Origin of the sequence: uncultured Paracoccus sp. (assembly GCF_945915435.1) — a bacterium.
Lineage (GTDB): Bacteria > Pseudomonadota > Alphaproteobacteria > Rhodobacterales > Rhodobacteraceae > Paracoccus.
On record NZ_CAMEFG010000013.1, the window covers coordinates 17,599 to 40,530 of the forward strand.

Sequence of the window (22,932 nt, forward strand, 5' to 3'; positions counted from 1 at the left end):
GCGCCGCAGCGATTTGGAGGAAAATATGGCGCGTATCGCTTTTCTGGGCCTGGGGGTCATGGGCTTTCCGATGGCCGGTCATCTGGCCGCGGCAGGGCACCAGGTGACGGTCTGGAACCGGACCGAAAGCAAGGCGCAGGCATGGGCCAAGGCCCATCCGGGTCAGGCCGCCGCCACTGCGCGCGAGGCCGTCGCCGGAGCCGAATTCGTGATGACCTGCGTCGGCAATGACGATGACCTGCGCCAGGTCTGCCTGGATGAGGACGGCGCCTTTGCCGGAATGGACAGGGGCGCCATCCACATCGACCATACGACGGTTTCCGCGAAGGTTACGCGGGAACTGCATGAAATCGCTAGGGGAAAAGGCATATCCTTCGTGGATGCGCCGGTGTCGGGCGGCCAGGCGGGGGCCGAAAACGGACAGCTTTCGATCATGTGCGGCGGCGACGCGACGGATTATGACAAGGCCCAGCCGGTGATGGCCGCCTATGCCCGGATCTGCCGCCTGATGGGGCCGTCGGGGGCCGGACAACTGACCAAGATGTGCAACCAGATCGCCATCGCCGGGCTGGTTCAAGCCTTGTCCGAGTCGCTGGCCTTCGCCGAAAAGGCCGGCCTGTCGATCCCCGAGGTTGTCGAGGTCATCAGCCAGGGCGCCGCCGGAAGCTGGCAGATGCAGAACCGTTATCAGAACATGGCCGAGAACCGCTTTGATTTCGGCTTTGCTGTCGATTGGATGCGCAAGGATCTGGCGATCTGCCTGCAAGCCGCGGACGAAAACGGCGCAAGCCTGCCGGTCACCGCCTTGGTCGACCAGTTCTACAAGGACGTCCAGCAAATGGGCGGCGGCCGCTGGGACACTTCGGCCCTGATCGCAAGGTTGCGGTCGGAGGATGCTTCAGATCACGTTACATAACACAGATTATCGCGAAATTTCTCACCTGCGGGGCATCCCCCGGCCTTGATGGTCATTGCGAATATGAAAAGCACCGCATCTTGCTGCATATAAAGGATTCATGACATGGCGGTATTTCTACATATCGGAGCCAGCAAGTGCGGTTCAAGCGCCTTGCAAACGGCATTGACAGCCAACCCTACGATCAAGCGAAACGACGGATCCGTCATCCAATATGCAGAGATGAAATTGAAGAAGGATTGCATTGTCACGGGTAAGGCACTCACAAAATCAGCCGGAATATACAAATACAAGGCATCCCCTGACGCAAATGAATTGCTGAAGGCCGACCTGGATGGGATTGGCGTGGAGATGAAAGGCCATCCTGACGATTTGCTGTTTTCAAGTGAAGGATGGCTATTCCAGCCAGAGCAATGGACTACGATACTTGATCGTCTTGGCATCGAGGTCGAGGTCGTCATATATGTCAGGCCGCAGGTTCTGGTGCTGAATTCCGCATGGTGGCAGTGGGGCGCCTGGAGCGATCGTCCGTTTGACGCCTGGATGGAGAAACGGCTTGATCTGAGCATGTGGGGCGCGTGGATCGCCAAATGGAAACGAATTCCCCGAGTGAAAAACATCACCGTTCGGCCGGTCATCGGTGATATCGTTGGGGATTTTTATACTCATATCCTCAACGCCACGCCGCCGGAAATCATCGACCGGCCAAACCCCAGCCTTTCGGGACCGCTGCTGAGGTTGTTCCAGAGAAACAGGTCCTTGCGTCCGACGATTCACGCGTCTCGAATAGATTTCGCGCTGAGCGACAGTGTCGCCATGAATGAACCCTCGATCTGGGTCATGGACAAGGCCTGGATTCAGCGCGTGCTTGATCGAACCAGGGACGATATCAACCTGCTGATGTCCTTCATGGACAAGGATTGTGCCCAGGCAGTCCAGGATGACCCGAGGTGGTGGTCCCTTTCGGCATATGCCGACCGTGTTTCGGAATCGCCTTTGCCGCAGCCGATTCCCGCGCAGAAACTGGAGGAATTATGTGTGGAAATGGCGAATGCGATTTATAAACTGAAGCAGTGAAATGAAAGCCGCCAGGATAATTGCAAGCTGGCGGCATCAAGTTCTTGACGGATTGGCGCCGGTCAGGATTCCTCGTCGAACTTGGCGCATTCCTCGCAAAGCGGCAGGCCCTCTCGCGCGGCCATCTGCAAGGTGGGAATTTGCGCCCCGCCCGAGCCGCCCATGATGACATTGCCCTTCAGCCGAATCGTCGGTGCTTCCAGCGTGATGCCGGATGCGTCAATGGTGATCTTGCCGCCCGGACCCTTCACCTGCATCTTTTCATAGGCCATCAGCGTATGGATGCGGGTGTTGTTGGTGATGGATTCGCCCACGTCCAGCGTGTAGCGGCCAAAGACCTCACCCTCGAAATTCCGTCCGGTTTCATAGAGATGGTCGGCAAAGATAGATTGCTTGTGAATGTTTCCGACCCGGTGGATATGGTCCTTGCCGTAGTTTTCCTGCTGGCTCTGGCCGACGTCATAGAACATGTCGTTGCCGATCGTCTCGCGGTGATCGTTGCCGACGCTGATCGTCTTGTCATGCCCGATCGATTCGCTTTGGTCGTTGCCTACGGCCTTGGCACGGTCATGGCCGATCGAATGGGTTTCGTCGTTTTCGATGATCGTATTGTGGTCCTTCTGGGCGTGCATGAAGATCTCTTCGCGCCCGGCCTGATCCTCGAAACGCAATTCGTTGTAGCCGCCGCCTTCATGGGTGTCGGTCTTGAAGGTGCTGACGGTCTTGTTGGCCGGCAGGTCGTAGGGCACGGTATTCTTGCCATTGTAGACGCAGCCCGTCACCAGCGGCTTGTCGGGGTCGCCTTCCAGGAATTCGACGACGACCTCCATCCCGATGCGGGGAATGACCATGCCGCCCCAGCCGGCGCCGGCCCAGTTCTGGCTGACGCGGCAGCGCATCGAATAGGCGTCGGCCAAGTCCCAGTGAAACCGCACCAGGATGCGGCCGTATTCGTCGCAGTCGATCTCACCCTCGCCCACTACCATCGCGGTCTGTGGGCCTTGCACGACGGGGATCGCCGTGCGGCGTGGGGGCGCCATCGGCGCGCCGACCGGCATCAGGGTCCAGGCGCCGGTGAAGGCATAACCGTCGCCTTGCAACGCGCCCGAGCCGTAAGCCTCGCTTTGGAAATGATAACTGGCCGAGAGGCAGAGATAGCTTTCCCCCGTCCCCGGCACCCGGTCGCCGCTTAGCGAAACCTGCATTCCCGCGCCCAGGCTGACGCAATCGCCCGCTGCACGGTGGCGGCGGTCGCCGCCGCGTTCCTGCATCACCCGCAGCCCGGCTACGGCCCGGCCAAGGGCGCGCTCGGGGTAATCGCCCGGATAGTCGAAGCTTTCGATGGCGCCTTGCGCATGGGTGGCGTCGCCGGTCCGGTCGACCTCCATCGAGGCCAAGGGCGTCTTGAAATTGTAATCCGTCAGCCGGACGGCGCCAGTGGTCATGTTGCGCTCGGGCGCCCATTCCCAGAAATGTTCGCCCTCGGCCTGATGATGGCCGTCATAGCTTTTGAACGGGCGCTGGCCGATGCTGGCATGGGCCGAGATGTCGTCGGTCAGCACCAGCGTATGGCTGCCCTCGCCGTGGCGGAAGTGAAAGCTGATGCCGTGCCGCTCAAGCTGGCGGCGGGCGAAATCCAGGTCGGATTCGCGATACTGGACGGTATATTCCAGCACCGGGTAATCGCCGCCAAGCGCAATTTCCAGCGCGGGATCGCCAAGGGGGGCGTAATCCTCCAGCAATTCGCGCAGGATCTGGACCACGGTCCTGTTGTGGAAGATGCGCTGGTTGCGCCGCCGTCCGGCCAGCCAGAACCACGGGCGCAGGGTCAGGTCGTAGCGATGCCCGGTCTCGCCCACGCCGACCCAGCGGGCCTGGGTGACGATGCCGTCGAAATGGCGCAGCCCCTCGCGCCCGTCGATGGTGACGGTGGCATGGGTGCCCATCAGCGCGTCCAGGTCCAGGTCGCGATCCGCCGAAAGCCCCTCGACCCGGTATTCGAACAGCTCGTTCAGGTGATCGGTGCCGTCGAAGCGCAGCAGCGACAGCACATCCGGGCCGAGGATCGTGCTGAGACGGCCAAGCCGATCGGTCTGACGAAGAGGAGCGTTCATGACGGTTCACCAGCAGCGATATTGCAGACAAACCAGTTTTAAGAAAAAATGTGCGGCCCGGCAAGCGCAGCTTTCATCCAATGGCATGACGTAGCGGCATATTATCGGGCGGCGGTCATTCCCATGTGGCGTGGGGCGGCAAGCTCATCAGCACGGCCTCGGGATCGTGGCCGGTGGCCAGCCCGAACCTGGTCCCGCGGTCGTAGACGAGGTTGTATTCCGCATAAAGCCCGCGGTGGGCCAGTTGCGCCGCGCGGTCCGCATCGTCCCAGGGCTGGCCCATGCGTTTCTCGGCCAAGGGCAGGAAGGCGGGCAGAAACGCCTCTCCGACCGCGCGGGTAAAGGCGAAATCGGCGGACCAGTCGCCGGTGTTCAGGTCGTCATAGAAGATCCCGCCGACACCCCGCGCGCGATTGCGATGCGGGATATGGAAATATTCATCGGCCCATGCCTTGAAGCGGGGATAATAGCCACCGTCGAAATCATCGCAACATTGGCGCAGAACATCATGGAAATGCTGGGTATCCTGCGCATATTCGATACAAGGGTTCAGGTCCGCGCCACCGCCGAACCACCAGGCGCCGGGGGTCCAGAACATGCGCGTGTTCATGTGGACGGCGGGCGCATGCGGGTTTTGCATATGGGCGACAAGGCTGATCCCGCTGGCCCAGAAGCGCGGGTCCTCGGCAATGCCCGGTATCCCCCGCTCGCGCATCGAGGCTTGCGCGGCAGGCGCAAGCACCCCGTGGACCTCGGACCAGTTGACGCCGACCTTTTCAAAGACCCGGCCCCGCCGCATCACCGACATCAGCCCGCCGCCGCCATCGTTGGGGCGCGTGGTCGGCCTGATCTCGAAACGGCCGGCGGGGGCTGCGCCGGGGTGGCGATCCTCGAGCGCCTCGAAGGCGGCGACGATCCTGTCGCGCAACGCATGGAACCAATCGGCGGCCTTGCGGCGTTCTTCTGTCATATCCACGGCGCGCGTCTCCTTGCTCTTGTCTTGCCGGCCCATCTGCCTGAAACTGGCGTGCGTCTTTCAGTAAAGGCATGAACCATGACCCGCAACATCACCCTTGCCATGCTGCCGATCCTGGCACTGACCGCCTGCGGCACCCCGCAGGAGCAATGCATCCGGCGCAACACCGACGAATACCGCAACGTCAGCAGCCTGCTGGCCGAGGTCGAGGGCAATCTGGCGCGCGGCTATGCCTATGAAGAGCGGCTGATTCACCGGACCGACTGGCGCAGTTGCCCCTATAGCTATATCGGCCGCGATGGCCAGCGTCTTTACGGATACCGGCCCTGCATGCGCGATGTCGTCGACACCCATCGCCAGCGCGTTCCCATCGACCCCGCCGTCGAAACCCGCAAGCGCGATCATCTGGCACAGCGCCGCAACGATCTTGCACGGCAGGCCAATGCCGCCGTCGCCGCCTGCCGCGCGGCCCATCCGGAATAGGTGCGGCCTAGTAAACGGCGGGGGTCATGCCATCGGCAAGGCTGCGGCCCCCGTCGATGCGCAGGATCTGGCCGGTGATGAAGCCCGCCGCCTCGCTGGCCAGGAATTGCGCGGCGGGGCCAAGCTCTTCCGCGCCGGCGATGCGGGCCAGCGGCGTGGCCGCGATCAGCCGGTCGCGCAGGGCGGGTTCCTCGCGCAGGCGCATCTGCAACTGGTTGGACATGACGCTGGCGAAACCCAGCCCGTTGACCCGGATCCGCTTGGGCGCCAGCGTCACGGCAAGCGTGCGCGTCGCCTGTACCAGCGCGGCGCTGGCGATGGAATAGGCAAGGTTTTCCTCCGTGGGCCGCTCGGCTGCAAGCGAGACCACGTTCACGATCGCCCCCGCCTGCACCGGCGGCAGGTCATTGCCCGACTGCTCGGCCATCCGCCGGGCGACCAGTTGGGACAGGCGCAACGCCGCGCTCATGTTCTGGCGCAGCATCCGGGCGATCTGCTCCTCGGTCGTGACCTCGGGATCGGATTGCAGCACGAGGCGATGGGCGTTCACCAGAATATCGACGTGGTCGAAGGCGTCGATGGCGGCCGATACGAGGTTCGACTGGGTCAGCCTTTCCCCCAGATCGCCGGAAAAGGCCCGCACCCGACCGGAATCCTGCCCGCCCAACTCGACCTCAAGCAGGGATTCGTCGCAATCGGCATAGACGACATTCGCGCCCGCCTCGCGGAAATGGCGGGCGATGGCCAGCCCGATCCCCCTGCCCGCGCCGGTGACGATGGCGGTCTTGCCCTGGATCGACAGGCTCATCCGCGCCGTCCGCGACGGGACTGGCTGCCGCGCCCGGCCCCCGTCGCGGTCAGGATCTTGAAGCGGGAATCGCCGCCCAGTTCCTGCACGTCGGCAAAGGCGGCACACAGCGGTTCCTCATAGGGAAGGTGGCGGTTCGCGACCATCCACAGCCGCCCTGCCCCGGTCAGCAGCCGCGCGGCGGTCTGGATGAAGCCCGCCCCCAGGCGCGGCTCCGCCGCCCGCGACTGATGGAACGGCGGGTTCATGACGACGCCGTTCACCGGCTCGGGCAGGGAAAAACCAAGCGCGTCGGCCCAGTGAAAGACCGCGCGCGGATCAGTGATATTGCGGCGCGCGCAATCCAGCGCAACCTTGTCCGCCTCGACCAGATGCAGCACCTGAACCGAGGGGCGCGTCAGGATTTGTGCCGACAGCCAGCCCCAGCCTGCGCCCAGGTCCACGATCCGGGCAGGCAGCTTGTCGGGCAGATGCTGCGCCAGCAGGGCCGAGCCGGGGTCCGGCCCATCCGCCGAAAAGACGCCGGGCCGCGTCACCATCCCCGGCGCGGCCTGGATATCGGCGGCGGCCCACCCGGCGGGCAGCCAGCCCTGCCCCGGCAAGGTCACGCGAAAGATCTTGCCATGCGCGCGGGAGTGAACCTCATCCACGGGCAGCAGGCCGCGCATCTCGCGCAGGAGCGAGTCGATCCCCTCGCCCTTCAGTCCGTCGATCCAAAGCGGCGCGCCTTCGGGCAGATGTGCCACAGCCTGGGCGATGCGCGCCTGCGCCAGGTCGCGCGACCGCGGCGCAAAGACGACCGCCAGCGCGGATTGGCCCTGCGGTTCATCGACCAGTTGAAAGCCGCGATCCGCCAGCGCCTTGTGATCGCTGAAGAAATGCTGGACGATCTGCGTGCGCTCGGGATCGAAGACGGCAAGATCGGCATCCGCGCCGGGACCGATCAGCAGGGCCTGCCCCCGCGCCAGATCGTTGTCGGGCAGGGCGTGAAGTCTGGATAGGGCCAAGTTCTACTCTTTTTCCATGGTGCATTGCAGCGGATGCTGCTGACGGCGCGCAAGTTCCATCACCTGCGCGACCTTGGTTTCGGCAACCTCGTGCGAATAGACGCCGACCACCGCGACGCCGCGCCGGTGAACGGTCAGCATCACCTCGTGCGCCTGGGCGTAGGTCATGGAAAACAGCCGTTCAAGGATATAGACCACGAACTCCATCGGGGTGAAATCGTCGTTCAGAAGCAAGACCTTGTACATCGGCGGGCGCTGCGTGCGGGGGCGCGTCCTGACAACGAGCTCGACATCCTCGCGGTCGTCGGGATTGTTGGTCATGGTCGGTTCGGTCACGGCGGTCCTGCCTGGAATCTGGATGGGTTGCTTCGCGAAATATAGGCGGTCCCGCGAAATATGAAAGTGCGTCCGGGGGCGCGGCAACCCCTGCCGCAAAATCGCCCAAGCGTGGAAAACAACGGTTTCCGTGTGGAAATATGCATGCTATTATCAAAATATCAAGAAAGAGCCTGCATAGATGACAGGCCGACACAGGCAAAAATAAAGAGACCGGGACAGTGAGCAGAATCAGCACGGGCGTGCGCGCCGGATTAGTCTTTCTTATGTTGGCACTCCTTCCCGCTTCGGTGAGTGCCGCACCATTCGCCGCCTTCGTGATGGATGCGCGGACGGGCCAGGAACTGCATGCCCAGAATGCCGATACCCGGCTTCACCCGGCATCCCTGACCAAGATGATGACGCTCTACCTGGCATTCACGGCCATCGAGCGGGGGCAGATCCGTCTGGATTCCAAGATCCCCATCTCGCGGAATGCCGCCAACCAGCCGCCTTCGCGCCTTGGGCTGAAGGCGGGCCAGCAGATCGAGCTGCGCTATCTGATTCGCGCCGCCGCCGTGAAATCGGCCAATGATGCGGCCACCGCCATCGCCGAAGGGCTTGGGGGCGGTTCGGAAGAACATTATACCACCCAGATGACGAACATGGCGCGCGCCCTGGGCATGCGGAACACGCAATTCCGCAACGCGCACGGCCTGACGCAGAACGGCCATTATTCGACCGCGCGCGACATGACCACGCTGGGCCGGCGGTTGTTTTACGATTTTCCGCAATATTACAACCTGTTCTCGCGCCGTTCGGCTGATGCGGGGATCGCCAATGTCTCGAATACGAACCGGCGTTTCCTCGACAGCTATCAGGGTGCGGACGGGATCAAGACGGGCTATACCCGCGCGGCCGGATTCAACCTGACCGCCTCGGCGCAGCGCGGGCAGAAGCGCATCATCGCCACGGTGATGGGCGGGACCTCGACCGCGCATCGCAACCAGGTGATGGCCCAGCTTCTGGACGCAGGTTTCAACCGCGCGCCCACCCGCGCGCGGGAAGTGCGCCCTGCCCCGCCCCAGTATATGGTCGAACAGCGCGTTCGCCGCAGCACCGAGGTCGCGCGCAGCGAACCGCGCCAGCCTGCACCGGCGCCCTTCACCATCGCGTCCTCCAGCCGCCCGGCGGCACGGGCCAGCACCGCGCCCGGCGTGACCCCGGCGGCGGTGTCGAATGCGCTGCGCGCCGCCGACGACAACCGCCCCGCAGCCGTCATGCAGGCCAGTGCCCGCCCCGCGCGCAAGCCCGACGGGCATGCGCCCGCCGTCGTCGCGACCAAGTCGCCGACCGATATCGCCGTGGAAATGGCGATCGCTGCCCCGCCCTCGCGCGAGGACGGCGCCCAGGGACTGAGCAGTTCGGCCCGTCCCGCCCGCAAGTCGCGCAGCGCGGATGAGGTCAGTTCATTGTCCGACAGCTTGCGGACACCGGGGGCTGCCTTTATCCAGACCACCCCGCCGCAGCCTGAAACCGTGTCGCTTGCCGCGGCCCCTGTCGCTGCGCCGGGTGAAACGATCATCCTGGCCTCGATGACGCCCTCTCAACCCGAAGAGCGGATGCCGGCCGAGGTGGTTTCGCGCATTTCGTCCTCGGGCGGCAAGAACTGGGGCGTGAATGTCGGTCTTTACCGCTCGCAGGGTGAGGCCGAGCAGGTGCTGCTGCGCGCCGCCTTGCAGGAAAGCGCCACGCTGAACGACGCCCTGCGCCGCGTGGCCAACACCAACCGCGGGTTCGAGGCGAATTTCGTCGGCCTTACCCGTGGCGATGCCGAACTCGCATGCAGCAAGCTGACCGCGCGGCAGGTGTCTTGCGATGTGTTGCACCCCTGATAATCCGGCTTCGTCGCCGGATATGCCGCTTGTGCAGGTCAGCCCGGCGAATTGATACGCAAGCCGCCGATAGCGGCGCTCGAATCGAAATCTGCGGTTGCGCCGTGACGAGGCGCGCGGCTTCTGGTTCGACGGCTCCTGTCCTCAACAGGCCGCCGCCAGAAGATTTGGAGAGCGGGCCGTCGCGGAAATTGTTCCGAATTCGGCGAGGTTCAGTGTAAAAACGCCGCGTATCCGCCTGAATTGAGGCGTATTTCTTTTCTTGGCCCGGATGCTTCGGTCGCACAGACTATTTCAAGCTGGCCACGGTGAATATCCGGTTCGGGCATCTGGAAACGGAAAACACGGCCCGCGGCGACTTTAGCCGACAGTCCCATTCCGGCCCTGGACCAGATTCCCCCGCTTCGGGCCGCGATGCGGGAAACCCGGATCTTTCCGCCGTGTCAGGGCTTGGGCTTGTCGTCCCATTCCGAACTGAGGATACGTTCGGCATTGCCCTTGGGATCGTCATATTGCTGTCGTTTCAGCGACCAGAGGAAAGCCGCCAGGCCAAGCCCACCCAGAAACAGCGTGACGGGGATCAGGGTCGCAACGATGGACATGACGCCTCCTTTCCTATTGCTTTGCGGCATCGTGACAGCTTCGCAGGCTGCCGTGGCCTTGTTCAGCGCAGGCGCAGCGCGTTCAGCGTCACGCAGATCGAACTGAGCGACATCGCCAGCGCAGCCAGCAGCGGCGTGGCAAAGCCCAGAATGGCGATCGGCACCGCGACGACGTTATAGCCGAAGGATACCGCGAAATTTTCCTTGATGCGAGTCCGGGCCTGTTTGGCGACCTCCAGCGCCTCGGGCACGGGGGTCAGGTCGCTGCCCATCAGCACGATATCGGACGCCACGCGCGCCGCATCCAGCGCCGAGGCGGGCGAGATCGCGACATGCGCGCCCGCAAGCGCCGCCGTGTCGTTCAGCCCGTCGCCCACCATCAGGACCGTCGCACCGCCATCGCCAAGCGCCTGCACCTGCGCGGCCTTTTCCTGCGGGGTCATCCCCGCCCGCCATTCGCCGACGCCAAGGCGCGCCGCGATATCGGCGACCGAGGTTTCCGTGTCGCCCGACAGCAGCAACACGCGATAGCCCCGCCTGCGCAGAGTTGCGACGCAGCCCTCGGCTCCGGGGCGCATCTCATCCGCGAAATCAAAGCGATATGCGGACTCGTCTCCGATCCGCAGCCAAGTGGCGGCGCCCTGCCCTTCGACGATCTCGCCCCCGACCCAGGCCGCCCGGCCAAGGCGGACAAGCCGGCCTTGCCAACGCGCTTCGATCCCGTAACCAGGATGTTCGCGCAGGTCCTGCAAGGGAACCGGCACCGCGCCCTCGGCGCGCAGGGCCGCCGTCAGCGCAACCGCCAGGGGATGCGAAGAACTTTCGGTAACGGCCAGCGCCACCCCGTGCAGATCCCGCGGCAGGACGGCCAGCGTCTTCAGGCGCGGCGTGCCCATCGTCAGCGTCCCGGTCTTGTCGAAGACCACCGTATCCACATCGGCCAACCGTTCCAGCGCGCTGCCGTCCTTGATCAGCAGGCCCTTGCGAAACAGCCGCCCCGAGGCCGTGGTCACCACCGCAGGCACGGCAAGGCCAAGTGCGCAGGGACAGGTAATGATCAGCACCGCCGCGGCGATGTTGATCGCAAGGCGCAGATCGCCCGCATGCCACATCCAGCCCAGGAAACTGGCCAGCGCCAGCGTATGCACGACGGGCGTATAGGCGGACGAAGCCCTCTGCGCCAGCGTGGTATAGCGTCCGCGTGCGGATTCGGCGGCTGCGACCAGCTCGGTCAGCCGCGACAGCGAACTGTCGCGCCCCGCCGCCGTCACCTCGACCACCAGAGGGCCGGTCAGGTTCATCTCGCCGACCGAAACCTCTTGCCCCGGCATGATCGCGACCGGAATGCTTTCGCCGGTCAGAAGCGAACGGTCGATCTCGCTGCTGCCCTGGGCGATGCGCCCGTCGGCGGGCATGCGCGATCCGGGCCGGACGCGGATCAGGTCGCCCGGCTTCAGGTCGGCCACGGGCACGGCCACATCCCTGTCGCCCTCGATCCGAAAGGCACGGGGGACCTCGAGCGCGGTCAGTTCCTCGGCGGCGGAACGGGCGACGGCGCGGGTGCGATAATCCAGGTAGCGCCCGATCAGCAGGAAGAAGCACAGCATCGTCACGCCGTCGAAATAGGCATGCGGACCCGAGTTGATCGTTTCGTAAAGCGAGATCCCGCTGGTCAGGATCAGCGCCAGCGAGATCGGGAAATCCATCCCCACCCGCCCGTGCCGCAACCCCCGCCAGGCGCTGGCGAAGAAGGGCCGGCCCGAGAACAGCACCGTCGGCAGGGCGATCATTGCGGAAACCATGTGGAACATGTCCCGCGTCGCGCCGTCGGCGCCGGACCAGACGGCGACCGACAGCAGCATGATGTTCATCATCGCGAAACCGGCCACGCCCATGCGCATCAGCAGGTCGCGGCCCTGCCGGTCGGCGGCCGAGGCGCTGATCGCGGCGGGGTCCAGTTCATGCGCCTCGTAACCCACGGATTCGACGACGGGGATCAGGTCTTCGGCGCTTTGGCCGGGGGCGTCGATATTGACGCGCCGCAGCGACAGGTTGACGCGGGCGGCGCGGACGCCGGGATGGTTGGCCAATGCCCTTTCGATATCGTTGATGCAGGTCACGCAATGGATACCGGGCAGCGACAGGACGACGTCGGTGTCCTTGAAGCGCCCCTCGGCCACGCGCATGGCAAGGGGGGCGACGTCGCAGGCCGGGCAGGCCGAAAGGCGGGAATCATAGCTGCTGGTGGTCGCGCCGGACATGTCAGGCCCCCCGTTCCGGGATGCGATGCTCGATGCGCTGGCGGAACTGCGTCCCGTCGGGCGCGGTCGCGCGCAGATGCAGAAGCCAGGCGCCCGGCGCCAGTTCCAGCGGGGCCGAGAAATAGCCGTTGTGATAGGTGAAGGTCAGGTCCTGATCCTCGCGCATGTGGGTGGGACGGCCCACGGTCACTTGCAGGTCCTGCACCGGCGCGGGGTTGCCCTGCCCGTCGCGGATCGTGATCGCCAGCACCTGCCCGTCATGTTCGGGGCTGACGCGCCAGTTCAGCGCCTCTTGCGCGTTGCGGTCGCGGTCGAAGGTCTGCGAGGCGACATAGCTGCTGCGCACCTCCAGCCCCGGAAAGGTCGAGACGGCCTTGAACGCCATCAGCATATTGACCGAGAAGATCACGGCAAAGGCGCCGCCGGTGATCATCAGGACATGTTTCCCCGTCAGTTCGCGCATCAGGGTTGCTCCTTTCCGTTGAAAACCGTCAGAACCGTGGCCGAGGTCCCGCCGTCCAGGTCCTGCACCGTCAGGCGGACATCCGAACGGTCGGTCTGTGTCAGCGTCGTTTCCGGCCCGCTGGTCAGGTAAAGCCGCTGTGTGCGGGTCGCATCCGCATCGACCGGCACGAGGTTGTCGGGCTGGCCTTCCAGCGTCAGGGCCAGGCCCGGCAGCGGCTCGCCCGAGGGGGCGCTGACGCTGACGGCATATTGCGTTTGCTCGCCCTGCTTGTTGCGCAGGCGCAATTCGTAGGTGTTGCGGATCGAGCCATCCGTCAGCGTCACGAACAGCGGGTTGCGCGCGGGTGTCACATTCACGTCGAAGGCCGAACGCATGAACAGCGCAAAGACCAGCGCGACGCCGATCCCGCCCCACAGCGTGAAGTAAAGCAGCGTGCGCGGGCGCAGCACATGGGACAGCACCGGGCGCGGCGGCTTGCCCGCACGTTCGTCGGTTTCGTCCTTCAGCGCCAGGTAGTCGATCAGCCCGCGCGGCTTGCCGATCTTTTCCATCACCTCGTCGCAGGCGTCGATGCACAGCGCGCAGGTGATGCATTCCATCTGCTGGCCGTCGCGAATGTCGATCCCCATCGGGCAGACGTTGACGCAGGCCATGCAGTCGATGCAATCGCCCTTGGCTCCGCCGTCCGAGCGGGTCGCCTCGCCCTTGCGGATCTTGCCGCGCGGCTCGCCCCGCCAGTCGCGATAGGCGACGGTCAGGGTGTTTTCATCCATCATCGCCGCCTGGATGCGCGGCCAGGGACAGGCGTAGATGCAGATCTGCTCGCGCATGAAGCCGCCAAAGACGAAGGTCGTCGCGGTCAGGATTGCGATGGTGATCCAGGCGATCGGCGGCGCGTTCAGCGTCAGCAGGTTGTGCAGCAGCGTCGGCGCATCGGTGAAGTAAAAGACCCATGCGCCGCCGGTCGCCACCGCGATCACCAGCCAGATCGCCCATTTCGCCAGGCGCAGGCGCAGCTTTCGCGCGCCCCATTTTTCATTGTAGAGCCTCAGGCGGGCGTTGCGGTCGCCCTCGACCCAACGCTCGGTCAGGATGAACAGGTCGGTCCAGACGGTTTGCGGGCAGGCATAGCCGCACCACACCCGCCCAAGCGCCGAGGTGAACAGGAACAGCCCCAGCCCCGCCATGATCAGCAGCCCGGCAACGAAATAGAACTCGTGCGGCCAGATCTCGATCCAGAAGAAGAAGAAGCGCCGGCTGGCCAGATCGACCAGCACCGCCTGGTCGGGCAGGTTCGCGCCGCGGTCCCATCTGATCCAGGGGGTGACGTAATAGATCGCCAGGGTGACACCCATGATGATCCATTTCAGATTTCGGAACCAGCCGTTGACGCGGCGAGGGAAGATCGGCTCGCGGCCCTGATAGAGTTTCGGCGGCTCGATGCCCGAAGATGACATTCTGGCTCTCCTGCAACACGGGCCTGTTTCAGCCCGTTACGGCAGGAAAAGGGGTTGCCTTTCCCTGCCGTCATGGTTTTTTCAGGAAACACCGGCCCCCGGGAAACGCGCGAACAGGATCGGGGGCCGGTGTCCTCTGCGCCGGTTCCCCCGCGCAGATCTGTGTTTCGTTCGGTCCAAGGCACGCCTTGCGCGGTTATTCGCCGCCGCCCAGGCTGTGGACATAGGCCGCCACGGCGCGGATATCGGCATCCGACAGCCGTTCCTGCCACGCGGGCATTACACCGAAGGGTCCGGTGGTCACCATGCGGTTGATCGTCGCGCGGTCGCCGCCGTAAAGCCAGATCGCATCGGTCAGGTCGGGCGCGCCCTGTTCGCGGTCGCCGGTGCCGTCGTCCATGTGGCAGCTTGCGCAGAAGTCTTCGTAGACGACAGCGCCCTCGCCCGCCATCGCGGTGTCATGCGCCTGACCCGAGATCTGCAGGACGTATTCTGTGACCTGCGCGATCTCGGTGCGGTCCAGCATGCCGTCGGTGCCGAAGCGGGGCATCTCGGAATAGCGCGTATCCAGGTCCAGCGGATCGCGGATGCCGTGGCGGATGGTGGTGTAGATGTCGTCTATCGTGCCGCCCCAAAGCCATTCGTTGTCCAGCAGGTTGGCATAGCCGACCGCGCCGCCCCCACCCTGACCGTGGCATTGCGCGCACCAGGTTTCAAACACGGCACGGCCTGCATGGGTCGAGAAGTTGGCCAGTTCGGGATCGGTCGCGATCTCTTCCAGCGGGGTTTCCAGCAGGCGGGCGCGGACCGGGGCGTTCGCCTCGTCAAAACGCTGGATCTCGGATGCGACCTCTTCGCGGACGGAATAGTTCAGCACGCCGCGCGTCGCGCTGGTCAGCAAGGGAACCGCCGGATAGGCGACGACGTAGAAGACCGACCAGACGATGGTGGCGTAGAAGGTCCACAGCCACCAGCGCGGCAGCGGGTTGTCGTATTCCTTGATCCCGTCCCATTCATGCCCCGTCGAGGGAACCTCGACCACTTCGCGCCTGCCCTTGGCGTTGCGCACGACCCGCGTTTCCCTGGGCGGGGCGGGTTGGGCCGGGGTGACCGGCTGGCCCTCGGGGTCCGTCGGCGGATCCTGGGCGATATCGGCCATATGCTTTCGATCGGCGGCCTGGCGTTCAAGCTCGATCCGGTTGTCCGGATTGGCCTGGCTGCTGTGTTCGTCGTCTTTACCGGCCATCACTCGACCTCCGTCTCGCGCCGTGGCGCGGGCTTCGTTTCATTGCGAAAGATGCTTTCCGCGATGTCCTGATGCGTGCGCCGCGAACCGGGGCGGAAGGCGAACAGCCAGACCCCGACAAAGAACAGCGTCAGCGCCAGCAGGACCCAACTGTCCGCCAGTTGCCGCAGGAAGGTATAGGTTTCCATCACGGCCCCCCGTCAGCGCGCAGGATCGGGCTGGAAGGTCGAGAAATCGACCATCGTGCCCAGGACCTGCAAATAGGCGATCAGCGCATCCATTTCCGAAATGCCGGGGCGGCGGTCGAAATTGCGCTGCTGGGCGCCGGGATAGCGTTCCAGCAGTTCCGAGCCATCGGCATCCGGGTCGGCCTGCGCGCGGAAGTCGGCAACGGCGGCCTGGATCATCTCGTCGTCGTAGGGCACGCCCACGCGCGCATCGGCGCGCAACCGCTGCACCATATGGCCGGGGTCGATCATCCGATTGGCCAGAAAGCCGTATTTCGGCATGATCGATTCCGGCACCACCGATTGCGGATCGACAAGGTGATCGAAGTGCCATTCGTCCGAATAGCGTCCGCCGACGCGCGCCAGGTCCGGCCCGGTGCGCTTGGACCCCCATTGGAAGGGGTGGTCATACATAGATTCCGCAGCAAGGCTGTAATGTCCGTAACGCTCGACCTCGTCGCGCATCGGGCGGATCATCTGGCTGTGGCAGGTATAGCAGCCCTCGCGGATGTAGATGTCGCGTCCGGTCAGCTCCAGCGGCGTGTAGGGGCGCACGCCCTCGACCTCTTCGATGGTGTTTTCCAGGTAGAACAGCGGGGCGATCTGGACGATGCCGCCGATGGTCACGACAAGGAAGGAAAAGACCAGCAGAAGCGTCGCGTTCTTTTCGATGATCTTGTGTTTGTCAAGAATGGCCATGTCCGGGTCCTTTCTCTTACTCGGCCGGAACGGCTGCGGTGGTGGAATGGGCCTTGGGCTGCTTGGCCACGGTCGCCCACAGGTTGTAGGCCATGATGATCCCGCCGGCGAGATACAGCACGCCCCCCAGGCCCCGCGCCACGTTCATCGAGAACTTGGCCGCGACGATATCGCCGAAATAGGGGTTGACCAGATAGCCCATGTCGTCGACCTCGCGCCACATCAGCCCCTCCATGATGCCCGAGACCCACATCGAGGCCGCGTAGAGGACCAGCCCGATGGTCGCCAGCCAGAAGTGCCAGCTTACCAGCGCAAGGCTATACAGCCGCTCGCGTCCCCAAAGACGCGGCACCAGGTAATAAAGCGCGCCGAAGGTGATCATGCCGTTCCAGCCAAGCGCGCCGGAATGGACGTGGCCAATGGTCCAGTCGGTGTAATGCGACAGGCTGTTCACGGCCTTGATCGACATCATCGGGCCTTCAAAGGTGGCCATGCCGTAAAAGCCCACGGCGACGACCATCATGCGGATGACGGGATCGGTGCGCAGCTTGTCCCAGGCGCCCGACAGCGTCATCAGCCCGTTGATCATGCCGCCCCAGGAAGGCATCCACAGCATGATCGAAAAGACCATGCCAAGCGTCGCGGCCCATTCGGGCAGCGCGGTATAATGCAGGTGGTGGGGACCGGCCCAGATATACATGAAGATCAGTGCCCAGAAGTGGATGATCGACAGCTTGTAGCTGTAGACCGGACGCTCGGCCTGCTTGGGGATGAAGTAATACATCATCCCCAGGAAACCGGCGGTCAGGAAGAAGCCGACCGCGTTATGGCCATACCACCATTGCGTCATCGCATCCTGCACGCCGCCGAAAAGCTGCACCGACTTGGACCCGAAGAACGAGACCGGCACCGACAGGTTGTTGACGATATGCAGCAGGGCGATGGTGACGATGAACGCCAGGTAGAACCAGTTGGCGACGTAGATATGAGGCTCTCGCCGCTTCATGATCGTGCCCAGGAAGACGGCCAGGTAGGCGACCCAGACCACGACCAGCCACCAGTCCACATACCATTCGGGTTCGGCATATTCCTTGGACTGGGTCGCGCCCAGGATATAGCCCGTCGCCGCCAGCACGATGAAAAGCTGATAGCCCCAGAAGACGAACCATGCCATGTTGCCGCCCCAAAGTCTGGCGGCCGATGTGCGCTGCACCACATAGAACGAGGTTGCGATCAGGGCGTTGCCGCCGAATGCGAAGATCACCGCCGAGGTGTGCAGGGGACGCAGCTTGCCGAAGTTGGTGTAGCCGTTCGTCAATTCGCTGAGGTTCAGCGCCGGAAAGGCAAGCTGGAAGGCGATGATGACGCCGACCAGAAAGCCGACGATGCCCCACAGCACCGTCGCCACGACGCCCGCACGGACGACATCGTCCATATATTCGGTCTCGGGATGCGCGACCCCGGCGAATTTCGGCTCGTCCATCCGGCGCAGGGTGTGCAGGAACATGTATCCTGCAACCAGCGCGACAATCAGCGCATTGACCATATAGGCCGGGTCATCCGCTCTGGCATAGTTGGCCGCGATCGCGGCCCCGACCGCGACAAGGCCAAGCAGGATCAGCTTGATGGTGTCCCACATAGGTTAGGTGTCCCCTTATTCGATCACCGCGACTTCGATCACCACAACCACCCCGGTTCCCGAGGTGGAACGAGGCAGCTTTCGATACTTGCGCATATTCCATCCAATGGGCACAATTCCTTGATCTGGGTCAATACCGCGCGGGAAAAGCAGGGCGCGGCAGCAGGTCGCATCCCGCGCGCGCTTCTTGATCCGGCTCAATGTCCGGGGCGGCGGCCGGTGTTAAGGATAGCCCCGGAAACCGCCCCCATACCGAAAGGACAGACGATGGGATACAAGACGATCTTGACGGTCCTGACCGATACCAACCAGCAGGCCCAGCTAGAGGCGGCGGTCACCATCGCGCGCCAGCATGACGCGCATCTGGATGTCTTCTGCCTTGCGGTCGATCATACCCAAAGCGGCTTTTACTATGCCGGGGCCTCGGCCTATGTCTTTCAGGCCGCGATCGAGGCGGCGATGGAAACGGCGCGGGAACTGGAGGACTGGGCCAAGGCCCGGCTTGAAGGCAGCGGCGTGCGTTACGCGGTGGAAAGCGCGGTGGCGCAGGGCGGCGGGCTGGCGACGCTGGTGGCGATGCGCGCGCGTTTTTGCGACCTTGCCGTGATGAACCGCCCCTATGACGGCAATTACGGCGCCGACCGCGAAAGCGTGGTCGAGGGCGCGCTGTTCGACGGCATCTGTCCGGTGCTGATCGTGCCCGACCAGGTTCCCGAAAGGCTGGGCCAGCGCATCCTCGTCGCCTGGAACCAGTCGAACGAGGCGTTGGCCGCCATCCGCCGCGCCCTGCCCCTGCTTTGTGCCGCCGATCATGTCGAGATCACGGTCATCGACCCCTCGCCCCACAGCCCCGAGCGGGCCGAACCGGGCAAGGCGCTGGCGCGGATGCTGTCGCGCCACGGCGTCAAGGCCGAGATCGCCGTGCTTGCCCGCACCCAGTCGCAGATCAGCGCCATCCTGATGCAGCGCGCCACGGAAATCGGCGCGGACATGGTAGTGATGGGCGCCTATGGCCAGTCCCGCCTGCGCGAGGCGATCCTGGGCGGCGCGACCCGCGACCTGCTGGAAGGAACCTCGGTCCCGATCTTCATGGCGCGTTGAGGGGGGGCGCGTTGTGGGGGGCGCTTCAGACCAGCGGCGCGCCATCCATGTCGTCGCCGCTGATCTCGACCAACTGGGCATAGTCGGGGACGATGATGCTGCGCCTACCCTGCGGGTCGATCAGCCCTTCCTTGCGCAGGGCGGTCATCTGGCGGCTGACGGTTTCCAGCGTCAGGCCCAGGTAGTCCGCCATCGCCTCGCGCGTCAGGGGCAGGTGGATCGACATGCGCCCCGACGGGGTTTCGCGCATCAGCGCCGCCTCGCGCCGGCACAGGATCGCCAGCAGCGACGCGATGCGTTCGCGCGCCGACTTGCGGCCCAGGATCAGCATCCATTCGCGCGCGGCGTCCAGTTCGTCCAGCGTCATCTCGAGCAGGCGCGAGGCAAGGCGCGGCGTATCGGCCAGAAGCTTCTCGAACGGCTTGCGGCGAAAGCAGCACAGGACAAGGTCGGTGACGGCGGTGATGGTATAGGCGGCCTCGATCCGGCGGGGGCGGCCAAGGAAATCGCTTGGCAGCAGCAGCCCGACCATCTGGGTGCGCCCGTCTTCCAGCGTCTGGGTCAGCGTGGCGACGCCCGTCACGACGGTTCCGACGAAGTCCATCTCGTCGCCCGCGCAGACCACCACCTGCCCGGCCGGAAAGGTTCGGTAGAACTTGGCCTGTTCCAGCCGGACCATCTCGTCGGCGTTGCAATGGGCGCAGACCGCGCGGTTGTGAATCCGGCAGGAATCACAGGAAAGCGGCCCGGACTGCGGGGCGGTGGTGACTGGCATAAGCTTGACCTGCGTCAATGACTGTTCGCGTATTCTGGGGAAACACTACGCGCATGAGCAATATTTCGCAACTTGCCGATCTGGGACTGTTCGACGCGCGTGCGCCGCGCTACACCAGCTATCCGCCGGCCAACCACTTCAAGAACGTGGTAACGCCCGCGCATTACCGCGATTGGATCGCCGCCATTCCCGAAGGCAGCAGCATCTCGCTTTACCTGCATGTGCCCTTTTGCCGCAGGCTGTGCTGGTTCTGCGCCTGCCGGACGCAGGGCACGAAAAGCGACTCGCCCGTGCGCAGCTACGTCCAGACCCTGCTGGACGAAATCGCCCTGCTTGGGGAAATCCTGCCGCGCGACGTCACCCTGTCGCGGCTGCATTGGGGCGGGGGCACCCCCACCCTGATCGAACCCGACCTGATGGAAAAGCTGGCAGCCGCCATCTTCCGGCGCATGCCGCTGGCCGAGGGCGGCGAATTCTCGGTCGAGATCGACCCGAACGAGATCGACGAGCCGCGCATGGATGCGCTGGCCCGCGCCGGGCTGACCCGCGCCAGCATCGGCGTGCAGGACTTCGACCCGGCCATCCAGGCCATGATCGGACGCGAGCAGAGCTTCGAGATCACCGCCAGCACCATCGCCATGATCCGCGACCGCGGCATCCGCAGCGTGAACGCCGACATCCTGTTCGGCCTGCCCGGCCAGGACGGCCCGCGCATCGCCGATTCGGTGCAGAAGCTGATGGCGCTTGGTCCCGACCGCATCGCGCTTTACGGCTATGCCCACGTCCCCTGGGTCGCCAAGCGGCAGGTGATGATCCCCGCCGACAAGCTGCCCGACCCGCGCCAGCGCCTTGCCCTGTTCGAGATCGCGCGCAACCTGCTGATCTCGGACGGCTATGACGAGATCGGCATCGACCATTTCGCCCGCCCCGGTGACGGGCTTGCCGTGGCGCAGCGGACCGGGCGGCTGAGGCGGAACTTCCAGGGCTATACCGACGATCAGGCGGATGTGCTGATCGGCCTGGGTGCTTCGTCCATCTCGCGTTTTCCGCAGGGCTATGCGCAGAACGCCCCCGCCACCGGCGCCCATGTCGGCGCGATCCGCGACGGGCGGTTTTCGACGATGCGCGGCCATGTGATGACACCCGACGACCAATGGCGCGCCCGCATGATCGAGGCCGTGATGTGCGATTTCCGCATCGACACCGATGAATTCGTGCGGAAATTCGGTCTGGACCGCGAGACGGTCGCCGGGATGTATTCCCGCATCGCGGCGCAGTTCGGGGATATGGTGACGATCACCGCCCGGGGGCTTTCCCTCGACGAACGCGCCCGCCCCCTGACCCGCATGATCGCGCAGGTCCTCGATGCCTACGACATGGGAAACCAGGCGCATTCGACGGCGATATGACCGCCCGCAGGGGATCCGGCCACGGGTTCCCGGCGCGGCAGCCGTCTTGATGCGGGGCAAGCATTTTCCCTGCGGCTATTGATCCGTCGTGGTTCCCGGTTAGACTTCGGGTCGGGAACGGCTGCCTTGCGGGGCGGCCCGAGGAAAGCGCGACAGGAGGAGAAAGCCGCATGACCCAGCCATCCACCCATACCCCCGAAACGGCGGGCGCCAAGGGCCAAAGCCGCCGGGGCTTTCTGAAAACGACCGGGCTGACGGCGCTCGGCTCGATGCTGGGCATGACCATCCCGTTCGAGCGAAACCTGCCCGCAGGCATCATCCCCGTCGCGCTGGCGCAGGACACCGGCGCCGATTTCATGGCCGGGAAAGAGGGGATGGTGGTCCTGGGCGACCGTCCGCTGAACGCCGAAACCCCGGCGCATCTGCTGGACGACGATATCACGCCCTACAAGCACCTCTTCGTGCGGATGAACGGCCTGGTGCCGCAGAACGCGCTGGACCAGGACGCCGAGGGCTGGGTGCTGACCGTGGACGGCGAGGTCGAGACCCCGCTGGAGCTGACCATCGAGGACCTGCAATCTCGGTTCGAGACCGTCACCAGCCGTCTGGTGATCGAATGCGGCGGCAACGGGCGGGCCTTCTTCCAGCCCGGCACCTCGGGCAACCAATGGACGATGGGCGCCATCGGCTGCCCCGAATGGACCGGCGTGCGGCTGGCGGACGTGCTGAATGCGGCGGGCGTCAAGGACAGCGCGGTCTATACCGGCCATTACGGCAACGACGTCCACCTGTCCTTCGACGAGGACAAGGAGGTGATCTCGCGCGGGGTGCCCATCGAAAAGGCGCTGGAGGGCGATGCGATCATCGCATGGGCCATGAACGGCGAGCCGCTGCCCGCGCTGCACGGCTTTCCGCTGCGGCTGGTGATACCGGGCTATCCGGCCTCGGTCTCGCAGAAATACCTCAACCGCATCTGGGTGCGCGACAAGGAACATGACGGTGAGAAGATGAGCGGCGATTCCTATCGCATCCCGGCCTATCCCGTCGCGCCGGGGACCGAGGTTCCGCCCGAGGACATGGTGGTGCTGACGGAAATGCCGGTGAAATCCGTCATCACCTTTCCCCGCACCGGCACCGAACTGGCCCCCGAGACGCCGACCGAGGTGCGCGGCCATGCCTGGTGCGGCAAGGGCGACGTGGCCGCCGTCCATATCTCGACCGATTTCGGCCAGACCTGGCAAGAGGCCGTGCTGGACGCGCCGCACAACCGCTTCGCCTGGCAGCGCTGGCGGGCCGAGGTCACCCTGCCCCAGCATGGCTATTACGAGGTCTGGGCGCGCGCGACCGATCAGGACGGCATCAGCCAGCCGCCGCTTTCGCCGGTGTGGAACCCGCGCGGCTATGCCAACAACATCCAGCACCGCATCGCGCTGGTCGCCTCGGCATGATGGGAGATCGC

21 protein-coding genes are annotated in these 22,932 nt (G+C 64.6%); 7 read left to right on the forward strand and 14 right to left on the reverse strand.

All coding sequences use genetic code 11. The annotated features are described in order from the left end of the window. Positions 1-25: 25 nt before the first annotated feature. Positions 26-916 carry an NAD(P)-dependent oxidoreductase gene (locus Q0O97_RS06245; protein ID WP_294926311.1) on the forward strand — a complete coding sequence of 297 codons (891 nt, stop codon included), beginning with the start codon at positions 26-28 and terminating at the stop codon, positions 914-916. A 105-nt stretch (positions 917-1,021) separates the two neighbouring features. Next, positions 1,022-1,993, forward strand: coding sequence for a hypothetical protein (locus tag Q0O97_RS06250; protein ID WP_294926313.1), 972 nt, complete (start codon positions 1,022-1,024; stop codon positions 1,991-1,993). A gap of 62 nt (positions 1,994-2,055) precedes the next feature. On the opposite strand, the gene tssI is transcribed toward Q0O97_RS06250, so the two are convergent. Both tssI and hemF read right to left on the reverse strand, forming a co-directional pair. Then, positions 2,056-4,107: a type VI secretion system tip protein TssI/VgrG gene (gene tssI, locus Q0O97_RS06255; protein ID WP_294926315.1), complete on the reverse strand. Its 2,052-nt coding sequence runs from the start codon at positions 4,105-4,107 to the stop codon at positions 2,056-2,058. 115 nt (positions 4,108-4,222) lie between these two features. Further along, a complete protein-coding gene (gene hemF / locus Q0O97_RS06260; RefSeq protein ID WP_294926424.1) occupies positions 4,223-5,077 on the reverse strand; it encodes an oxygen-dependent coproporphyrinogen oxidase in 855 nt (284 codons plus the stop codon). An 84-nt stretch (positions 5,078-5,161) separates the two neighbouring features. On the opposite strand from hemF, the gene Q0O97_RS06265 reads away from it, so the two are divergent. Next, positions 5,162-5,566, forward strand: coding sequence for a hypothetical protein (locus Q0O97_RS06265; protein WP_294926317.1), 405 nt, complete (start codon positions 5,162-5,164; stop codon positions 5,564-5,566). Positions 5,567-5,573: 7 nt separating this feature from the next. Here the strand turns inward: Q0O97_RS06265 and Q0O97_RS06270 are convergent, their stop codons facing one another. The 3 genes from Q0O97_RS06270 to clpS are packed head-to-tail and all read right to left on the reverse strand — an operon-like array spanning position 5,574 to position 7,702. After that, positions 5,574-6,374: an SDR family oxidoreductase gene (locus tag Q0O97_RS06270; protein ID WP_294926319.1), complete on the reverse strand. Its 801-nt coding sequence runs from the start codon at positions 6,372-6,374 to the stop codon at positions 5,574-5,576. Continuing rightward, on the reverse strand, positions 6,371-7,381 hold the full coding sequence (locus Q0O97_RS06275) for a class I SAM-dependent methyltransferase (RefSeq protein WP_294926321.1): 1,011 nt from the start codon (positions 7,379-7,381) through the stop codon (positions 6,371-6,373). Before Q0O97_RS06275 ends, Q0O97_RS06270 begins: the two co-directional genes overlap by 4 nt. A gap of 3 nt (positions 7,382-7,384) precedes the next feature. Then, positions 7,385-7,702 carry an ATP-dependent Clp protease adapter ClpS gene (gene clpS / locus Q0O97_RS06280; protein WP_294926426.1) on the reverse strand — a complete coding sequence of 106 codons (318 nt, stop codon included), beginning with the start codon at positions 7,700-7,702 and terminating at the stop codon, positions 7,385-7,387. A gap of 281 nt (positions 7,703-7,983) precedes the next feature. On the opposite strand from clpS, the gene Q0O97_RS06285 reads away from it, so the two are divergent. Next, entirely contained in the window at positions 7,984-9,591 is a 1,608-nt protein-coding gene (locus Q0O97_RS06285) for a serine hydrolase (RefSeq protein ID WP_294926325.1), read from the forward strand. Between the two features lie 443 nt (positions 9,592-10,034). Here the strand turns inward: Q0O97_RS06285 and ccoS are convergent, their stop codons facing one another. The 8 genes from ccoS to ccoN form a co-directional block, all read right to left on the reverse strand. Beyond that, positions 10,035-10,193: a cbb3-type cytochrome oxidase assembly protein CcoS gene (gene ccoS / locus Q0O97_RS06290; RefSeq protein WP_294926329.1), complete on the reverse strand. Its 159-nt coding sequence runs from the start codon at positions 10,191-10,193 to the stop codon at positions 10,035-10,037. A gap of 62 nt (positions 10,194-10,255) precedes the next feature. Beyond that, positions 10,256-12,454, reverse strand: coding sequence for a heavy metal translocating P-type ATPase (locus tag Q0O97_RS06295; protein ID WP_294926332.1), 2,199 nt, complete (start codon positions 12,452-12,454; stop codon positions 10,256-10,258). A gap of 1 nt (position 12,455) precedes the next feature. After that, on the reverse strand, positions 12,456-12,917 hold the full coding sequence (locus Q0O97_RS06300) for a FixH family protein (protein ID WP_294926335.1): 462 nt from the start codon (positions 12,915-12,917) through the stop codon (positions 12,456-12,458). Continuing rightward, a complete protein-coding gene (gene ccoG / locus Q0O97_RS06305) occupies positions 12,917-14,377 on the reverse strand; it encodes a cytochrome c oxidase accessory protein CcoG (RefSeq protein ID WP_294926338.1) in 1,461 nt (486 codons plus the stop codon). Before ccoG ends, Q0O97_RS06300 begins: the two co-directional genes overlap by 1 nt. Positions 14,378-14,573: 196 nt before the next feature. Then, positions 14,574-15,623 (reverse strand): cytochrome-c oxidase, cbb3-type subunit III, encoded by a 1,050-nt coding sequence (gene ccoP / locus Q0O97_RS06310; RefSeq protein WP_294926341.1) that lies wholly within the window; start codon positions 15,621-15,623, stop codon positions 14,574-14,576. Further along, complete coding sequence (locus Q0O97_RS06315) at positions 15,623-15,811, reverse strand: cbb3-type cytochrome c oxidase subunit 3 (protein ID WP_294926343.1); 189 nt, start codon at positions 15,809-15,811, stop codon at positions 15,623-15,625. The genes ccoP and Q0O97_RS06315 overlap by 1 nt, the downstream gene beginning before the upstream one ends. A gap of 12 nt (positions 15,812-15,823) precedes the next feature. Beyond that, positions 15,824-16,549 (reverse strand): cytochrome-c oxidase, cbb3-type subunit II, encoded by a 726-nt coding sequence (ccoO, locus tag Q0O97_RS06320; protein ID WP_294926345.1) that lies wholly within the window; start codon positions 16,547-16,549, stop codon positions 15,824-15,826. Between the two features lie 16 nt (positions 16,550-16,565). Then, positions 16,566-18,188, reverse strand: coding sequence for a cytochrome-c oxidase, cbb3-type subunit I (gene ccoN, locus Q0O97_RS06325; protein WP_294926347.1), 1,623 nt, complete (start codon positions 18,186-18,188; stop codon positions 16,566-16,568). A gap of 267 nt (positions 18,189-18,455) precedes the next feature. Between ccoN and Q0O97_RS06330 the strand changes: the two genes are divergently transcribed. Continuing rightward, positions 18,456-19,289, forward strand: a complete 834-nt coding sequence (locus Q0O97_RS06330; protein WP_294926349.1) for a universal stress protein — start codon at positions 18,456-18,458, stop codon at positions 19,287-19,289. A 25-nt stretch (positions 19,290-19,314) separates the two neighbouring features. Here Q0O97_RS06330 and fnrL read toward each other — a convergent pair whose 3' ends face one another. Then, complete coding sequence (fnrL, locus tag Q0O97_RS06335) at positions 19,315-20,064, reverse strand: transcriptional regulator FnrL (RefSeq protein ID WP_294926351.1); 750 nt, start codon at positions 20,062-20,064, stop codon at positions 19,315-19,317. A gap of 53 nt (positions 20,065-20,117) precedes the next feature. Between fnrL and hemN the strand changes: the two genes are divergently transcribed. Next, positions 20,118-21,473 (forward strand): oxygen-independent coproporphyrinogen III oxidase, encoded by a 1,356-nt coding sequence (gene hemN / locus Q0O97_RS06340; RefSeq protein WP_294926353.1) that lies wholly within the window; start codon positions 20,118-20,120, stop codon positions 21,471-21,473. 170 nt (positions 21,474-21,643) lie between these two features. Then, positions 21,644-22,921, forward strand: a complete 1,278-nt coding sequence (locus Q0O97_RS06345; protein WP_294926355.1) for a sulfite oxidase — start codon at positions 21,644-21,646, stop codon at positions 22,919-22,921. Positions 22,922-22,932: the final 11 nt, after the last annotated feature.

What these genes read in the sequence shown, in the direction of transcription:
- Q0O97_RS06245 (WP_294926311.1), top strand. Translation starts at nt 26, where the DNA reads ATGGCGCGTATCGCTTTTCTGGGCCTGGGGGTCATGGGCTTTCCGATG.
- Q0O97_RS06250 (WP_294926313.1), top strand. Translation starts at nt 1,022, where the DNA reads ATGGCGGTATTTCTACATATCGGAGCCAGCAAGTGCGGTTCAAGCGCC.
- tssI (WP_294926315.1), bottom strand. Translation starts at nt 4,107, where the DNA reads ATGAACGCTCCTCTTCGTCAGACCGATCGGCTTGGCCGTCTCAGCACG.
- hemF (WP_294926424.1), bottom strand. Translation starts at nt 5,077, where the DNA reads ATGACAGAAGAACGCCGCAAGGCCGCCGATTGGTTCCATGCGTTGCGC.
- Q0O97_RS06265 (WP_294926317.1), top strand. Translation starts at nt 5,162, where the DNA reads ATGACCCGCAACATCACCCTTGCCATGCTGCCGATCCTGGCACTGACC.
- Q0O97_RS06270 (WP_294926319.1), bottom strand. Translation starts at nt 6,374, where the DNA reads ATGAGCCTGTCGATCCAGGGCAAGACCGCCATCGTCACCGGCGCGGGC.
- clpS (WP_294926426.1), bottom strand. Translation starts at nt 7,702, where the DNA reads ATGACCAACAATCCCGACGACCGCGAGGATGTCGAGCTCGTTGTCAGG.
- Q0O97_RS06285 (WP_294926325.1), top strand. Translation starts at nt 7,984, where the DNA reads ATGTTGGCACTCCTTCCCGCTTCGGTGAGTGCCGCACCATTCGCCGCC.
- ccoS (WP_294926329.1), bottom strand. Translation starts at nt 10,193, where the DNA reads ATGTCCATCGTTGCGACCCTGATCCCCGTCACGCTGTTTCTGGGTGGG.
- Q0O97_RS06295 (WP_294926332.1), bottom strand. Translation starts at nt 12,454, where the DNA reads ATGTCCGGCGCGACCACCAGCAGCTATGATTCCCGCCTTTCGGCCTGC.
- Q0O97_RS06300 (WP_294926335.1), bottom strand. Translation starts at nt 12,917, where the DNA reads ATGCGCGAACTGACGGGGAAACATGTCCTGATGATCACCGGCGGCGCC.
- ccoG (WP_294926338.1), bottom strand. Translation starts at nt 14,377, where the DNA reads ATGTCATCTTCGGGCATCGAGCCGCCGAAACTCTATCAGGGCCGCGAG.
- ccoP (WP_294926341.1), bottom strand. Translation starts at nt 15,623, where the DNA reads ATGGCCGGTAAAGACGACGAACACAGCAGCCAGGCCAATCCGGACAAC.
- Q0O97_RS06315 (WP_294926343.1), bottom strand. Translation starts at nt 15,811, where the DNA reads ATGGAAACCTATACCTTCCTGCGGCAACTGGCGGACAGTTGGGTCCTG.
- ccoO (WP_294926345.1), bottom strand. Translation starts at nt 16,549, where the DNA reads ATGGCCATTCTTGACAAACACAAGATCATCGAAAAGAACGCGACGCTT.
- ccoN (WP_294926347.1), bottom strand. Translation starts at nt 18,188, where the DNA reads ATGTGGGACACCATCAAGCTGATCCTGCTTGGCCTTGTCGCGGTCGGG.
- Q0O97_RS06330 (WP_294926349.1), top strand. Translation starts at nt 18,456, where the DNA reads ATGGGATACAAGACGATCTTGACGGTCCTGACCGATACCAACCAGCAG.
- fnrL (WP_294926351.1), bottom strand. Translation starts at nt 20,064, where the DNA reads ATGCCAGTCACCACCGCCCCGCAGTCCGGGCCGCTTTCCTGTGATTCC.
- hemN (WP_294926353.1), top strand. Translation starts at nt 20,118, where the DNA reads ATGAGCAATATTTCGCAACTTGCCGATCTGGGACTGTTCGACGCGCGT.
- Q0O97_RS06345 (WP_294926355.1), top strand. Translation starts at nt 21,644, where the DNA reads ATGACCCAGCCATCCACCCATACCCCCGAAACGGCGGGCGCCAAGGGC.